The organism is Stenotrophomonas sp. JC08 (assembly GCF_052180205.1).
GTDB lineage: Bacteria > Pseudomonadota > Gammaproteobacteria > Xanthomonadales > Xanthomonadaceae > Stenotrophomonas.
On record NZ_CP197473.1, the window covers coordinates 521,189 to 536,195 of the forward strand.

A 15,007-nucleotide genomic window follows, 5' to 3' on the forward strand; every position below is an offset into this window, starting at 1 on the left:
ATAGGCGTTGCCATCGACAGGGCGCATTGCGCCCTGTTTCGTTTGTGTCCGGCGGGCCCGCCGTATCGGGGCCACGCATGGCATTCCATTCAAACCGGTTCCTTCAATGATCAACAGCCTGCTTACCCGCGTTTTTGGCAGCCGCAACGAGCGCCAGCTCCGCCAGCTCAACCGTATCGTCGCCAAGATCAACGCCCTGGAACCGGAGATGCAGAAGCTCTCCGATGACGAGCTGAAGGCCAAGACACCTGCCCTGCGCGAGCGCATTGCCAACGGCGAAACCCTGGACAAGGTGCTGCCGGAAGCCTTCGCGGTCTGCCGCGAGGCCTCCACGCGCGTGCTGGGCATGCGCCATTACGACGTGCAGCTGATCGGCGGCATGGTGCTGCACCTGGGCAAGATCGCCGAGATGCGTACCGGTGAAGGCAAGACCCTGGTGGCCACGCTGCCGGTGTACCTCAACGCGCTGGAAGGCAAGGGCGTGCACGTGGTCACCGTGAACGACTACCTCGCCCGCCGCGACGCCGCGCAGATGGGCCGGCTGTACAACTGGCTGGGCCTGAGCGTGGGCGTGGTCTATCCGGGCATGCCGCACGGCGACAAGCGCGAGGCCTACAACAGCGACATCACCTACGGCACCAACAACGAGTTCGGTTTCGACTACCTGCGCGACAACATGGCGCTGAGTCGGAACGACCGTTACCAGCGCGGCCTGCACTATGCGATCGTCGATGAAGTCGACTCGATCCTGATCGACGAGGCGCGCACCCCGCTGATCATCTCCGGCCCGGCCGACGACTCCCCGGAGCTGTACATCCGCGTCAACCGCGTGGTGCCGAACCTGATCAAGCAGGAGACCGAGGAAGGCGAAGGCGATTTCTGGGTCGACGAGAAGGGCAAGCAGGTGCACCTGTCCGAAGCGGGCATGGAGCACGCCGAGGAACTGCTGCGCGAAGCCGGCATCCTCGGTGAGGACAACGAAGGCGGGCTGTATGCCGCGCAGAACCTGACCGTGGTCCATCACCTCAACGCCGCGCTGCGCGCCCACGCGATCTACCAGCGCGACGTGGACTACATCGTGCGCGATGGCGAAGTGGTGATCGTTGACGAATTCACCGGCCGCACCCTGTCCGGACGGCGCTGGTCCGACGGCCTGCACCAGGCGGTGGAAGCGAAGGAAGGCGTGCCGGTGCAGCGCGAGAACCAGACGCTGGCCAGCATCACCTTCCAGAACCTGTTCCGCATGTACAAGAAGCTGTCCGGCATGACCGGTACGGCCGATACCGAAGCCTTCGAATTCCAGAGCATCTACAACCTGGAAGTGGTGGTGATCCCCACCAACAAGCCGACCGTGCGCAAGGACCATCCCGACCAGGTGTTCCTCAACCGCCAGGGCAAGTTCAACGCGGTGCTGGCCGATATCGAGGACTGCGCCAAGCGTGGCCAGCCGGTGCTGGTCGGCACCACCTCGATCGAAACCTCGGAGATGCTGTCCGAGCACCTGCGCAAGGCCGGCGTGCACCACGAAGTGCTCAACGCCAAGCAGCATGACCGCGAAGCGACCATCGTCGCCAATGCCGGCCGTCCGGGCTCGGTGACCATCGCCACCAACATGGCCGGCCGTGGTACCGACATCGTGCTGGGCGGCTCGCTGGAAACCGAGCTGCGCGAGCTGGGCGAAGACATCAGCGACGAGCAGAAGGCCGCGGTGAAGGCCGCATGGCAGGAGCGCCACGATGCGGTCAAGGCTGCTGGCGGCCTGCATATCGTCGGCACCGAGCGTCACGAATCGCGGCGTATCGACAACCAGCTGCGTGGCCGTTCCGGTCGCCAGGGTGATCCGGGTTCGTCGCGCTTCTACCTGTCGCTGGAAGACAACCTGATGCGCATCTTCGCCTCGGACTGGGTGCAGAAGGCGATGCGCATGATGGGCATGAAGGAAGACGACGTCATCGAGGACCGCCTGGTCAGCCGCCAGATCGAGAAGGCGCAGCGCAAGGTGGAAGCGCACAACTTCGATATCCGCAAGAACCTGCTGGATTTCGACGACGTCAACAACGACCAGCGCAAGGTGATCTACGCCCAGCGTGACGAGCTGCTGGAGGCCGATTCGGTCAAGGACAACGTCGACGGTATCCGTGGCGACGTGGTCTACGACCTGGTGACCCGTTTCGTGCCGGAAAACTCGATCGACGAGCAGTGGGACCTGCCGGGCCTGCAGGCCACGCTGGCCAGCGAGCTGGGCGTGGAGATGGATCTGGTCGAGCTGTTCAAGCAGCACGAGGAACTGGACGCCGAAGGCATTGCGCAGAAGGTGGTGGTGCGTCTGGACGAGCACTTCGAGCAGAAGGAGGCCGCGGTTGGCGGCGAGACCATGCGCGCGCTGGAAAAGCACGTGATGCTGACCGTGCTCGACCAGAGCTGGAAGGAACATCTGGCGCGCATGGACTACCTGCGGCAGGGCATCTACCTGCGCGGTTATGCGCAGAAGCAGCCCAAGCAGGAGTACAAGAAGGAAGCGTTCGAGCTGTTCTCCAGCATGCTGGAAGAGGTCAAGCGCGAAGTGATCAACCTGCTCGCACGCGTGCGCATCCGCAGCGAGGAGGAAGTGGCGGCGATGGAGGCACTGGAGCGCCAGCAGGCCGAGGCGCGCCTGCAGATGTCGCAGTTCCAGCACCAGGGCAGCGGCGGCTACAGCGCCGACGAGGAAGCCGCCGACGTGTTGAACGAGGCCAACGAGCCGAAGGTCGGCCGCAACGAGCCGTGTCCGTGTGGCAGCGGCAAGAAGTACAAGCACTGCCACGGCCAGTTGAGCTGATCGATCAAAGCCCCGCCCGGTGCGGGGCTTTTTTCTGGGCGTTACCCGGTACGGGAATGTTGCGTGGACAGGCGGGTTTTCGGCATTCTCGGCGCATGACTTCCCCTTCGCGCTCGATCCATGTCGTGGCCGCCGTCATCACCGACGTGCGTGGCCGCATCCTGCTCAATCGCCGTAGTGGCGACAGCGACATGGCCGGGCTGTGGGAGTTCCCCGGCGGCAAGCGCGAGCCCGGGGAAACCTCCGAACAGGCACTGGCACGCGAGCTGTACGAAGAGCTCGGCATCGAGGCCGAGGTGGGCGAGTGGCTGATGGACGTGCCGCAGGTCTATCCGGACAAGCGGCTGCGGCTGGAAGTGCGCCGGGTGCACAGCTGGAAGGGCGTGGCGCGGGGCCGGGAAGGGCAGGCCATCACCTGGGTGGCGGCGGACAAGCTGTCGCGCTATTCGATGCCGCCGGCCGATCTGCCGGTGGTGGCGGCGCTGCGCCAGCCCGACTGCTATCTGGTCACTCCGGAACCTACAGCCGATGCCAGCGGCCAGTGGCTGGATGCGCTGCAAAGCGCGCCGGGCAGTGGCATCCGCCGCGTGCAGTTGCGTACGCCGCGCTTCGCCGGCCGTGCTGAATTGGCGCGGCAGGCGGTGGAACGGCTGGGGCCTGATATCGAGATCCTGCTCAACCGCGATATCGCGCTGGCGCGGGAGCTGGCCGTGGGCGTGCATCTGGGGGCGGAGCAGCTGTCGCAGCTGTCGCACCGGCCGTTGCCGGCACACCTGCCGGTTGGCGCCTCCTGCCATGACCTGCAGCAGCTGCGGGCGGCGCAACAGCTGGGCTGCGATTTCGCGGTGCTTGGCCCGGTGCAGGCCACCGCCAGCCATCCCGGCGTGGCCGGCATCGGCTGGCCGGAGTTCGAGCGCCTGCGCGAGCAGGTCTCGTTGCCGATCTACGCCATCGGCGGGCTTGGCGTGGCGGATGTCGGCGTTGCGCGCGGCCATGGTGGCCAGGGGATCGCCGCGATCCGCGCGCTGTGGCCGGGCGCCGTTACAGGCTGATCCAGAAGCAGTTGTACTGGCGGCGCAGGTTGAACACCGTCCGTGAGGGCGTGGCGCGGTTGCCCAGTGTCTGCTCCAGGCGCAGTCCCACCGGTCGCCGCGGTGGTGGCGCGGGGGCTGGTGCATCGTCGATGACAACCGGCTCCGGCGCCGTTTCCTGCGATGCCCCTACCGGCGTGCCATCGCCGTAGGTTGACGGTTGCGGTGGCGCGGGCTGGTAGACCGGTTCGGCGGGAAATACCGGCGCGATGTCGACCAGCGGGCGATGCACGATCGCGTCCAGTCGCTCCATCACCTGCGTGGCGGCGGCGGTGGAGAGCCCGTTCCACAGATAGATGCCGGACAGCCGGTTGGCATCACGCGCATCCACGGCGCTGCGGATCTGTGCCACCACCTCGCTGAGCCGTCGCGCGCAGCTGTCGCGGTACAGCCCGCTGCCGCCCATGGCACGCGAACCGGCCGGTGGCAGCCGCGCCCGCGCGCCCATCACCTCGCAGGGCTTGTCGCCGTAGACCGTCTGGCCCTGCGCATCGGTGCAGCGGTGGATCTGCTGCGCCTGCAGCGGCAACGCGCCGGCGGCGGTGCAGCACAACAGCAATGACAGGGCGATTCGCATCGCTCAAGGGTAGTCGCTGGCCGCGACGGTAGAAAGCGGAGTGATGTGATGGTGCCGTCTCAGGCGCGGCCCAGGCGGCGCAGTACCGCGCTGGTCGGGCGTGCGAGGTTGAGTGTGTAGAAATGCAGTGACGGCACCCCGGTCTCGATCAGCCGTTCACACAGCGCGGCCACCACGTCGGCACCGAACTCGCGGATCGAGTCGGCGTCGTCGCCATAGGCCTGCATGCGCTTGCTGATCCAGCGCGGGATTTCCGCGCCGCACTGCTCGGAGAAGCGCCGCAGCTGGCTGAAGTTGGAGATCGGCATGATGCCGGGGATGATCGGCACCTCCACGCCCAGCTTGCGTACCGCGTCGACGAAGTGGAAATAGGCGTCGGCGTTGTAGAAATACTGGGTGATGGCGGCGTCGGCGCCGGCGTCGATCTTGGTCTTGAAGTGGCGCAGGTCGGCCAGTGCGCAGCTGGCCTGCGGATGGGTTTCCGGATACGCGGCGGCCTCGATGCGGAAGGCGTCGCCATGTTCGGCGCGGATGAAGGCGATCAGGTCCGAGGCGTAGCGCAGGTCGCCGGGAAAGCCCATGCCCGAGGGCAGGTCGCCGCGCAGGGCGATGATGCGGTTGACGCCGATGGCGCGGTACAGCTTGAGCAGCTCGCGGATCTCCTCGCGGGTGCCGCCGACACAGGACAGGTGCGGTGCCGCCTGCAGGCCGTGGTGCTGGTTGAGGTGGCGCACGGTCTCGGAGGTGTAGCTCAGGGTCGAGCCGCCGGCACCGAACGTGCACGACACATAGTCGGGCGCGTGCGCCTTGAGCTTGCTCGCGGTGCGGTCCAGCTGGGCACGCTGGTCGTCGGTTTTCGGTGGATAGAACTCGAAGCTGATCGCGGTCATGGGGAGCCCGGTATCTGGAATGGTGGAGATTATATCTCTCCATCAAGATGGATGTGCAATTGTTTCATCTGTGCCGTGGCTCGGTGCACAGGGGATAGCGTGCGTTGGCAATCGGACGCTGCAGATGCCGAAGGCGGACGGCAGGGCCGGCTGGTAACAGTGTGGTGACCGGGCGCCGGGCGCCGGGCGGTCGCGCTGAACCGTGGTGCCGGGATACACCCAGCTGCCGGATGGCCGAGAATGCGCGCTGTCTTCTGCCGTGGCGCTGTGTTCCATGTCGATCCAACTCACCCCGTTTGCCCGTACCCGCCTGTTCCCGCGCACGCCGCGCGCCAACACCATCCAGGACATCACGCCGGAGCAGTTCGAGCAGCACCTCAACGCCCATGTGCCGTACAAGGTGCTCGATGGCTACGCGCCATTCTGCAAGCTGCATGTGCACCGCAACTGGACCTCCACCCGCTGCCTGACCGTGCCGATCACGGACGACAACCGTCACCAGCTGCGCTCGGCCTACGAGGCACGCACCAAAGAGGAGCTGCCGGTGCTGGTGCGCTGGTTCGAGGGTGTGGAGCCACCAGTGGCCGAGTACCTGGTGGTGATCCTGTACAGCGCCGAACAGATGGCCAAGGAAGGCGCGCCGATCGAAGCCGAGTGGGGCGTGGTCGGCTGCATCTACACCGCCGAGCCGGAAGAAGTGCCGATGGCGCCGATCACGATGATGCGCAACGCACTCGGCGTGGAGGAGGGCGGCTCCGGCGTGCCGATCGACCGCGCCGCCTATGCGCGCGCGGTCGAATTCTGGGACAACAACGCCAACTGGCGCTGAGCCTCTATCTGAAGGCGCGTGCCGGGCGGGGCGTGCTTGCGTTCAGCCCTTGGCACCGGTCACAGGGCGCTTGCTCTGTTGCCGGTTGAAGTGCGGATCGTCACGCACACATTGCACGTTTCATGGATAGACCCACGGGCCGTGCCGGTTCGCCCGATGGAAGTGCTCGAGCACTTCCATCGGGCCGAAGAGCCCGACTGCGCCCGGGGTTATTCGCCGGGTACGCGGATCCGGGTCATATCGGCAAACAGCATCTCGCTGGGCTCCCAGCGCACGCGATACTGGTCGGGCTTCAAGGCGGCCAGACGACGGTCGTCATTGTGCGCATCCTGCTGCAGTGGACGGCTGCCTTGCCACTGCAGCACCTGCCCGGCTTCGATGGCATCGTCGTTGCGGATATCCAGTATCGAGACCACTTCATCGAACTGGTCGGTCAGTGTGAGCCGGCCTTTGAAGGCCTTGATGCCCAGCACGCCTTCGTTGATGAACCTTGCTGTTATCTGCAGGTGCTCACTGCCATCCTCTGCGCGACTGATCGCGGTCTGCGGGAGCGTGGCCCGCATGGCTTCGCGCATCTGCTGGACGGCTTCGGCCTGACGACGCGCAAGCCGGGCTTCGTCGGTGTTCTGTTCGGCGACATAGACGCGCTGTTCTTCCAGCGCCTGCGCGAAGGTGATGCCCTGGGGAACCCCTTCGCCAAAAAAGTCATCGCCAAGATTCTTGCGCACGAAATACTCGATCAGCAGCTTGCGCTCTTCCTCGGGCAGCTCCCACAGCTGTGCTTTTGCCGCCTCCAGTTCCTCGCTGGTGGTGGGCATCAGCGCGTCCAGTCGCCGGTCATGGCTTTCCGGTGCGCTGCCGTTGCAGCCAATCAGTGCCAGTGCCAGCAAGCCGATCGGCAATCGTGCGAATTTCATCGTGCCCCCTGATGGATGTGACCTGCATGCAGGTGTGTGCGCGCCGATGATGCCATTGGCACGCAGCGCTACAAAGAAGCGCACGTCCTGCAGCCCATCTGCAACGTCCCCGCAATGCGCTGTTGGGCGGTCGGCAGCGATCCGGCCCGGCAGATGTGTGCCTTCCCGCGGCCGGCCGCCGCATTGCGCTACTCAGCGGGCCGGAGATCGCTTGCCGGTCTTCGGCATCGGTGGCGGCATCAGTTCGGCGGTCTGCAGGATCAGCCGCCGTATCGCCTCGCTGTCATCGAGCAGCTCGTCGGCCACCGGGTAGTCCTTGGCGCCGGGGTAGGGCGGGCGCTGCGGCAGCGGTGGAACCAGCGCGGCCGCAGCGGCGGACGGTTTCACGAACAGGCTGTTGTCGCAGGCGAAGGCCACCACCTTGCCATCCACATACAGCGCGTACTCGCCAAACATCTTCCTGTGGCTCAGGCGGCTGCCCAGATCGATCTGCTCGGAGATGTAGTCGATGAAATCGCGGTCGGTGCCCATGACGGTGCCTGTGGTGGGAGGTGCGCAATCCGGATAGGAATGATGCGCCCGGCGTCGGAGCGCTGCATCCCCGTAATCGCGGCAGCGGGACGGAAAACGGGCGCCTTGCGGCGCCCGTTCCGTGTTTCACGCAGTGACCGGCAGGCCGATCAGTAGCGGTAGTGGTCCGGCTTGTACGGGCCTTCGACCGGCACGCCGAGGTAGTCGGCCTGTTCGGTGGTCAGGGTGGTCAGCTTCACGCCGATCTTTTCCAGGTGCAGGCGCGCCACTTCCTCGTCCAGCTGCTTGGGCAGGCGGTAGACGGTCTTCTCGTAGACGTCCTTGTTGGCCCACAGGTCGATCTGCGCCAGGGTCTGGTTGGCGAACGAGTTGGACATCACGAAGCTCGGGTGGCCGGTGGCGCAGCCCAGGTTGACCAGGCGGCCTTCGGCCAGCAGGAAGATGCTGTTGCCGTTGGCGAAGGTGTACTTGTCCACCTGCGGCTTGATGTTGGTGTGCACCAGGCCCGGCAGCGCCTTCATCGCATCGACCTGGATCTCGTTGTCGAAGTGGCCGATGTTGCAGACGATGGCCTGGTCCTTCATCGCGCTGAGGTGTTCGACGCGGATGATGTCCTTGTTGCCGGTGGTGGTGACATAGATGTCGGCGGTGCCCAGGGTCGATTCGACCGTGTTCACTTCATAGCCTTCCATCGCCGCCTGCAGCGCGCAGATCGGGTCGATCTCGGTGACGATCACGCGCGCGCCGTAGGCGCGCAGCGAGGCGGCCGAGCCCTTGCCGACGTCGCCGTAGCCGCAGACCACGGCGACCTTGCCGGCCAGCATCACGTCCAGCGCACGCTTCAGGCCATCGGCCAGCGATTCGCGGCAGCCGTACAGGTTGTCGAACTTGCTCTTGGTGACCGAGTCGTTGACGTTGATCGCCGGGATCAGCAGCTTGCCCTGCTCGGCGATCTGGTACAGGCGGTGCACGCCGGTGGTGGTCTCTTCGGACACGCCCTTCCAGCCGGCGACCACGCGGGTCCAGTAACCCGGGCGCTCCACGGCCACGCGCTTGAGCAGGTTCTTGATCACCTGTTCCTCGTGGCTGCCCGAGGCAGAGTTGACCCAGCTTTCGTCGCCCTGTTCCAGTTCATAGCCCTTGTGGATCAGCAGGGTGACGTCGCCGCCATCGTCCACCACCAGTTCCGGACCGGTCAGGGTGCCGTCTGCCAGGGTGAAGGTCAGTGCGTCCAGGGTGCAGTCCCAGTATTCCTCCAGGGTCTCGCCCTTCCACGCGAACACCGGGGTGCCGGTGGCGGCGATGGCGGCGGCAGCCTGGTCCTGGGTGGAGAAGATGTTGCACGAGGCCCAGCGCACGTCGGCGCCGATGTCCTTCAGGGTCTCGATCAGCACCGCGGTCTGGATGGTCATGTGCAGCGAGCCGGTCACGCGCACGCCATTGAGCGGCTTGGCGGTGGCGTGCTTGCGGCGGATCGACATCAGGCCCGGCATCTCGTGCTCGGCGATGTCGATCTCCTTGCGGCCCCAGTCGGCCAGCGAGATATCGGCAACCTTGTAATCGCCTTCCTGCGAGAAGGTCTTGGCAACAGCGTTCATGTAAAGCTCCGGTGTGGTGCGAGCAGGCTCGCGTTCGCCGGGCGCCGTTGTTGCATGGAAGCCGTCCGAGCCTGGCCGTCGGTGCGGCTCCACTCTGCAGGAAGTCCGCACCGGGAGGTACGGATTCCGCTGGAGGGACCTGGATGACGGTCGCAGCGCCCCTCGGAACGGGGGCGTCAATTATATCGCGGCCCGATGCCTGCGCCCGCGGCCCAACCAACGGCAGGGGAGAACCCCGACAGAGATTGTTAAGTTGGTCGATTGTCCCGGTTGTTGAGGATTGCCATGACTGTTTCCCCTGTCCGCCGCGCCAGGCGCACTTCCGCGGTGCTGGTGCTGTGTGCCGGCCTGTTGCTCTCGGTGCCGCCGGCACTGGCGCTGGCCCCTGTTACGGCGCAGAAGGCCGCGCAGGGCGAGGGCTACCGGCTGCCGTCGGCCGCGCTGCAGGCGGTGGTGGATGCGCCGCGTGCGCCGAGCCTGAGCCTGTCGCCCAGGCGTGACCTGGCGGCGATGCTGCAGACCCCGCCGCTGCCGTCCATCGCCCAGGTGGCCGCGCCCGAGCTGAAGCTGGCCGGGCTGCGGATCAATCCGAAGACGGTGTCCGACAGCCGCTTCTCGTTCGGCAGCAAGCTGTGGCTGATCTCCACCGCCGATGGCACCGAGCGCCAGATCAGCGGCCTGCCGCAGCCGCTGTCGGTGGCTTCGCTGGCGTGGTCGCCGGACCAGAAGTACCTGGCGTTCAACCAGCTCGATCCGGCCAGCGGCGCCAACGAGCTGTGGCTGGTGGATGTCGGAACGGCCAGTGCGCGGCGGGTCGCGCAGGGCCTGAACAGCATCGTCGGCAACGGCTATGCGTGGCTGCCGGGCGGTGACGCGCTGCTGGTGATGCAGCGCCGGGCCGGTGCGGGTGAAGCGCCGCTGGGTGATGGCGTTCCGGCCGGTCCGGCGATCCAGGAAACCGTGGCCGGGCAGGGCGTGCGCTCGGTGCGTACCTACCAGGACCTGCTGAAGAACGAGGACGACGCGCGCCTGTTCGAGTACTACCTGCAGGCGCAGCCGGTGCGCGTGGCGATCAACGGTGACACCACCCCGGTCGGTGCGGTGGGGATCTACCTTGGTCTTTCAGCCTCGCCCGACGGCAACTACCTGCTCAGCCAGCGCGTGCAGCGGCCGTTCTCCTACGCGGTGCCGGTGAGCCGCTTCCCGCGCAATATCGAGGTGCTCGATGCGCAGGGCAAGCTGGTGCGCACCGTGGCGCGGCTGCCGCTGGTCGATGGCCTGCCGACCGGCAATGACGCCGTGCCCACCGGCGTGCGTTCGATCAGCTGGCGTGCCGATGCGCCGGCCACGCTGGTGTGGGCCGAAGCGCAGGACGGCGGTGATCCGGCCCGCGACACGGCCATTCGCGATGCGGTGCTGATGCAGGCCGCGCCGTTCGAGAAGCCGCCGGTGACGCTGGCGCAGCTGGGCTCACGCTATGCCGGCATCCGCTGGTCCAGCGGTGAACTGGCGCTGCTCGATGAGTTCTGGTGGAAGAGCCGGCAGGTGAAGCAGTGGAAGATCGCCCCGGATCTGCCCGAGCAGGCGCCGGTGCTGCTGTCCGAGCGCTCGGACGATGACCGCTACAGCGACCCGGGCGAGCCGGTGCTGCAGCTCGATGCCGCCGGCCGTTCACACTTGCAGCTCAGCGCCGATGGCAACAGCTTCTACCGCATCGGTGCCGGCGCCTCGGCCGAAGGCGACCGTCCGTTCCTGGACAAGGTGGACCTGGCAAGCGGCAAGAGCGAGCGCCTGTTCCACTCGCAGGCGCCGCATTACGAAGTGCCGCTGGCGCTGATCGACGGCGACAACCCGCGCGTGCTGAGCTACCGCGAATCCAATGACGTGCCGGCCAACCTGTTCACCCGTGGCCTGGGCGCCGATGCCACACCGCAGCCGTTGACCCATTTCGCGCATCCGCTGCCGGCGCTGCGCGGGGTCAACAAGGAGCAGATCCGCTACACCCGCAACGATGGTGTCGAACTCACCGGCGACCTGCTGCTGCCGCCCGGTTACGACCCGAAGAAAGACGGCCCGCGGCCGCTGCTGATGTGGGCCTACCCGGCCGAGTTCAAGTCCGCGGCCGACGCCAGCCAGGTGACCGGCTCGCCGCACCGCTTCAATGCGATCAGCTACTGGGGGCCGCAGGCGTTTTTGGCCAAGGGCTATGTGGTGCTGAGCGCGCCGAGCATGCCGATCATCGGTGAGGGCGATGCCGAGCCCAACGACACCTATATCGAGCAGCTGGTGGCCAGCGCGCAGGCGGCGGTGGACGAGGTGGTCCGCCGTGGCGTTGCCGATCGCGAGCGTATCGCCGTGGGCGGGCATTCCTATGGCGCGTTCATGACCGCCAACCTGCTCGCCCACACCGACCTGTTCAAGGCCGGCATCGCCCGTTCCGGGGCCTACAACCGCACGCTGACCCCGTTCGGCTTCCAGGCCGAGGAGCGCAATTACTGGAAGGCGCAGGACACCTACCTGAAGATGTCGCCGTTCAACTACGCCGACCGGATCAAGACGCCGATCCTGTTCATCCACGGCGCCGAGGACAACAACTCGGGCACCTTCCCGATGCAGAGCGAGCGCATGTTCGCGGCGGTGAAGGGACTGGGCGGCACCGCGCGGCTGGTGATGCTGCCCAACGAATCGCACGGCTACCGCGCGCGCGAATCGATCATGACCATGCTGGCCGAAAGCGAGGACTGGCTGGACCAGTGGCTGGCCGCACCGGTCAAACAGGACAAGCGCCGCTGACGCCACCCGGGCGCGGAATGGGGTCGAACCTGTTCCGCGCCCGTATGCCGGCGGGGCAGTGGAAGGTCATGACGGGGCGTCTTCGCCCCGTTTTCATGTCTGCCGGGACAGGCTGCAGACAACATGCAGATGCAACTGTTTCAGTATTGGTGCACTGCAAAAAGCCGCAGGTGTTTCGGTTAGTCTTGGGCTCTTCCGCTTCCCCGAAGGTTCGGCATTCCGGATGAACGAGTACCGCAGCAGCGTTGTCTTCGCCACCCCCGACCTGCCCCTGCGCGACGATGTGCGTCGCCTTGGCACCATGGTCGGTGAGCTTATTTCCGAACAGGTCGCGCCGGCCTTTTTCGATGAAGTGGAAGACGTGCGCACCGCGGCGATCGCGCGGCGTGAAAGCCAGGGCCCGCTGGCCACGCTCAGTACGCAGCTGGCCGGACGCACGCCGCGCCAGGCCGAGGCACTGGTGCGGGCGTTCAGTACCTACTTCCAGGTGGTCAACATCGCCGAACGCGTGCACCGTATCCGCCGCCGCCGCGATTACCAGCGCGCCGGCACCAAGCGGCCGCAGCCGGACAGCCTGCATGACGCACTGCTCGCACTGAAGGCGCAGGGCGTGACGCTGGAGGAACTGGCGCAGTGGCTGCCGCGCATCGATATCGAACCGGTGTTCACCGCGCATCCGACCGAGGCGGTGCGGCGCGCGCTGCTGGAAAAAGAACAGCTGATGGTGGCCGCGCTGGTCGACAACCTCGATGGCCAGCGCACGCCCGGCGAGCAGGCCGCCGATGGCGAGCGCTTCCGCATGGCGCTGACCGCCTCGTGGCAGACCGCCGACTCCTCGCCGGTACGGCCGAGCGTGGATGACGAGCGCGAGCATGTCGGCTTCTACCTGACCCGCGTGCTGTACCGGGTGATGCCGGTGTTCTACGAATCGCTGGAGCAGGCACTGCGGGACACCTTCGGCCGCACCCTGCCGCTGCCGCGACTGCTGCGCTTCGGCACCTGGGTCGGCGGCGACATGGACGGCAATCCGAACGTGGACGCCGGCACCATCACCGCCACCTTGAACGCGCAGCGCCAGGCGGTGCTGGAGCTCTACCTGAAGGACATGCTCAAGCTGGCCAGCCTGCTCAGCCAGTCCACCGAACTGGTCGGAGTCAGCGACGCGGTGCGGGCGCGGGTGGAGGACTACCGCCGGCTGTTGCCGCAGGTGCAGTCGCGTCCGCGCCATGCCGATATGCCGTACCGGCTGCTCAATGACCGCATGCGCGCGCGGCTGCAGGCCACACTGGACGATGCGCCCGGCGCGTATGCCACCCCGGACGAGTTCATCGACGATATCCAGCTGATCCTCGACAGCCTGGAAGCCAACAAGGGCAAGCATGCCGGCTGGTTCTCGGTACGCCGGCTGCTGTGGCGGGTGCGCAGCTTCGGCTTCCATCTGGCGCGGCTGGATGTGCGACAGGAATCCAGCGTGCACGCGCATGCACTGGCCGAAGTACTGGGCGGTGTGGAGGCGTTCACCGCGCTGGATGACGCCGCCCGCGCGCAGCTGCTGGCACCGTATGCGGCCGGCACAGCGGAGCTGGCGGCGCCGGCCGACGAAGGCGGGCAACGGCTGGACAAGGCATTCGCGGCACTGGCAGACGCGCGTCGCCGCCACGGCGCCGATGCGCTGGGTACCTACATCATTTCCATGGCGCATGACCGGGGTGACGTGCTGGCGGTGCTGGCGCTGGCCCGCCGCGGCGGACTGGTCGATGCGCAGGGCGGGGTGCCGCTGGATATCGCGCCGCTGTTCGAAACCGTCGAGGACCTGCAACGCGGCACCGCGACCCTGCACGACCTGCTGGCCGATCCGGTCTACCGCGCGCATCTGGCCGCGCGTGACGACGTGCAGATGGTGATGCTCGGCTATTCGGACAGCGGCAAGGATGGCGGCATCGCCGCCTCGCGCTGGGGCCTGCAGCAGGCGCAGGTGGAGCTGCTGGAAGCGGCGGCCGGCTATGGCGTGAAACTGACCTTCTTCCACGGCCGTGGCGGTTCGCTCAGCCGCGGCGGTACCAAGACCACGCATGCGGTCAACGCCTCGCCGCGCGGCAGCATCGACGGCCGTCTGCGCGTGACCGAGCAGGGCGAGGTGATCCACCGCAAGTACGGTATCCGCGCGCTGGCGCTGCGTTCGCTGGAGCAGTCGGCTGGCGCGGTGCTGCGCGCCAGCCTGCGCCCGCGTGCGGCCGAACCGCGCGAGGCGCAGTGGATCCCGGTGATGGATATCGTCGCGGCCGAAAGTTCACGCGCCTACCGCGCGTTCGTCGGCGATGCGAAGTTCATGGACTATTTCCGCCAGGCCACGCCGATCGATGTGATCGAGCGCATGACGCTGGGCTCGCGGCCGTCGCGGCGGCTGGGCCAGGATGCGGCGCTGTCCAACCTGCGCGCGATCCCGTGGGTGTTCGCCTGGAGCCAGGCGCGTGCGGTGATTCCCGGCTGGTTCGGGGTGGGCAGCGGGCTGCAGGCCGCCGCCGATGCCGGCCATGAGGAGCGGTTGCGCGAGATGGCGCACGACTGGCCGTTCTTCGAGACTTTCCTCGACGACATGGCGATGGTGCTGAGCAAGGGCGACATCCATATCGCCGAGCAGTTCTCGCGGCTGGCCGGGCCATTGCATGCGCACTTCTTCCCGCTGATCCGCGAGGAGCTGGCGCTGACCGCGCACTGGGTCAAGCGCCTGAGCGGGCAGCAGGAGCTGCTGGAACACGATCCGCGCCTGGCGCTGTCGATCCGCCTGCGCAATCCCTACATCGATCCGATCAGCACGCTGCAGGTGGACCTGCTGCAGCGCTGGCGCGAAAGCGGGCGCGAGGACGAGGCCTTGCTGCGCGCGCTGGTGGCCTGTGTGAACGGCGTCTCGCAGGGAGTGCAGAATACCGGGTGACGGCGACGCGCCGGACGGGACGGAGACG

At 66.8% G+C, this 15,007-nt stretch carries 10 protein-coding genes and 1 riboswitch; of the genes, 5 read left to right on the plus strand and 5 right to left on the minus strand.

Translation table 11 applies throughout. The annotated features are described in order from the left end of the window. Nucleotides 1-106: 106 nt before the first annotated feature. Both secA and ACSBPQ_RS02290 read left to right on the plus strand, forming a co-directional pair. Nucleotides 107-2,818: a preprotein translocase subunit SecA gene (gene secA, locus ACSBPQ_RS02285; protein WP_442683474.1), complete on the plus strand. Its 2,712-nt coding sequence runs from the start codon at nucleotides 107-109 to the stop codon at nucleotides 2,816-2,818. 95 nt (nucleotides 2,819-2,913) lie between these two features. Then, complete coding sequence (locus ACSBPQ_RS02290) at nucleotides 2,914-3,870, plus strand: Nudix family hydrolase (RefSeq protein WP_442683475.1); 957 nt, start codon at nucleotides 2,914-2,916, stop codon at nucleotides 3,868-3,870. On the opposite strand, the gene ACSBPQ_RS02295 is transcribed toward ACSBPQ_RS02290, so the two are convergent. Together ACSBPQ_RS02295 and metF are read right to left on the minus strand one after the other, a co-directional pair. Further along, nucleotides 3,860-4,486: a DUF4124 domain-containing protein gene (locus tag ACSBPQ_RS02295; protein ID WP_442683476.1), complete on the minus strand. Its 627-nt coding sequence runs from the start codon at nucleotides 4,484-4,486 to the stop codon at nucleotides 3,860-3,862. The two genes, ACSBPQ_RS02290 and ACSBPQ_RS02295, sit on opposite strands and share 11 nt — an antisense overlap. Before the next feature lie 59 nt (nucleotides 4,487-4,545). Further along, nucleotides 4,546-5,376: a methylenetetrahydrofolate reductase [NAD(P)H] gene (gene metF, locus ACSBPQ_RS02300; protein ID WP_442683477.1), complete on the minus strand. Its 831-nt coding sequence runs from the start codon at nucleotides 5,374-5,376 to the stop codon at nucleotides 4,546-4,548. Nucleotides 5,377-5,650: 274 nt separating this feature from the next. Between metF and ACSBPQ_RS02305 the strand changes: the two genes are divergently transcribed. Further along, nucleotides 5,651-6,205, plus strand: a complete 555-nt coding sequence (locus ACSBPQ_RS02305; protein WP_442683478.1) for a DUF3228 family protein — start codon at nucleotides 5,651-5,653, stop codon at nucleotides 6,203-6,205. Between the two features lie 209 nt (nucleotides 6,206-6,414). Here ACSBPQ_RS02305 and ACSBPQ_RS02310 read toward each other — a convergent pair whose 3' ends face one another. The 3 genes from ACSBPQ_RS02310 to ahcY all read right to left on the minus strand — a co-directional run bounded on the left by ACSBPQ_RS02310 (nucleotide 6,415) and on the right by ahcY (nucleotide 9,251). Continuing rightward, nucleotides 6,415-7,122, minus strand: coding sequence for a hypothetical protein (locus tag ACSBPQ_RS02310; RefSeq protein ID WP_442683479.1), 708 nt, complete (start codon nucleotides 7,120-7,122; stop codon nucleotides 6,415-6,417). A 192-nt stretch (nucleotides 7,123-7,314) separates the two neighbouring features. Next, nucleotides 7,315-7,653, minus strand: a complete 339-nt coding sequence (locus ACSBPQ_RS02315) for a TfoX/Sxy family protein (protein ID WP_442683480.1) — start codon at nucleotides 7,651-7,653, stop codon at nucleotides 7,315-7,317. Nucleotides 7,654-7,802: 149 nt separating this feature from the next. Continuing rightward, nucleotides 7,803-9,251: an adenosylhomocysteinase gene (ahcY, locus tag ACSBPQ_RS02320; RefSeq protein WP_442683481.1), complete on the minus strand. Its 1,449-nt coding sequence runs from the start codon at nucleotides 9,249-9,251 to the stop codon at nucleotides 7,803-7,805. A 32-nt stretch (nucleotides 9,252-9,283) separates the two neighbouring features. Beyond that, nucleotides 9,284-9,421, minus strand: a riboswitch (S-adenosyl-L-homocysteine riboswitch). A 115-nt stretch (nucleotides 9,422-9,536) separates the two neighbouring features. Here ahcY and ACSBPQ_RS02325 point away from each other — a divergent pair. Further along, the gene (locus ACSBPQ_RS02325; RefSeq protein ID WP_442683482.1) at nucleotides 9,537-12,044 is read left to right on the plus strand and encodes a S9 family peptidase; all 2,508 of its coding nucleotides are present in this window, start codon (nucleotides 9,537-9,539) and stop codon (nucleotides 12,042-12,044) included. Between the two features lie 223 nt (nucleotides 12,045-12,267). After that, on the plus strand, nucleotides 12,268-14,979 hold the full coding sequence (gene ppc / locus ACSBPQ_RS02330) for a phosphoenolpyruvate carboxylase (RefSeq protein WP_442683483.1): 2,712 nt from the start codon (nucleotides 12,268-12,270) through the stop codon (nucleotides 14,977-14,979). Nucleotides 14,980-15,007: the final 28 nt, after the last annotated feature.

What these genes read in the sequence shown, in the direction of transcription:
- secA (WP_442683474.1), top strand. Translation starts at nt 107, where the DNA reads ATGATCAACAGCCTGCTTACCCGCGTTTTTGGCAGCCGCAACGAGCGC.
- ACSBPQ_RS02290 (WP_442683475.1), top strand. Translation starts at nt 2,914, where the DNA reads ATGACTTCCCCTTCGCGCTCGATCCATGTCGTGGCCGCCGTCATCACC.
- ACSBPQ_RS02295 (WP_442683476.1), bottom strand. Translation starts at nt 4,486, where the DNA reads ATGCGAATCGCCCTGTCATTGCTGTTGTGCTGCACCGCCGCCGGCGCG.
- metF (WP_442683477.1), bottom strand. Translation starts at nt 5,376, where the DNA reads ATGACCGCGATCAGCTTCGAGTTCTATCCACCGAAAACCGACGACCAG.
- ACSBPQ_RS02305 (WP_442683478.1), top strand. Translation starts at nt 5,651, where the DNA reads ATGTCGATCCAACTCACCCCGTTTGCCCGTACCCGCCTGTTCCCGCGC.
- ACSBPQ_RS02310 (WP_442683479.1), bottom strand. Translation starts at nt 7,122, where the DNA reads ATGAAATTCGCACGATTGCCGATCGGCTTGCTGGCACTGGCACTGATT.
- ACSBPQ_RS02315 (WP_442683480.1), bottom strand. Translation starts at nt 7,653, where the DNA reads ATGGGCACCGACCGCGATTTCATCGACTACATCTCCGAGCAGATCGAT.
- ahcY (WP_442683481.1), bottom strand. Translation starts at nt 9,251, where the DNA reads ATGAACGCTGTTGCCAAGACCTTCTCGCAGGAAGGCGATTACAAGGTT.
- ACSBPQ_RS02325 (WP_442683482.1), top strand. Translation starts at nt 9,537, where the DNA reads ATGACTGTTTCCCCTGTCCGCCGCGCCAGGCGCACTTCCGCGGTGCTG.
- ppc (WP_442683483.1), top strand. Translation starts at nt 12,268, where the DNA reads ATGAACGAGTACCGCAGCAGCGTTGTCTTCGCCACCCCCGACCTGCCC.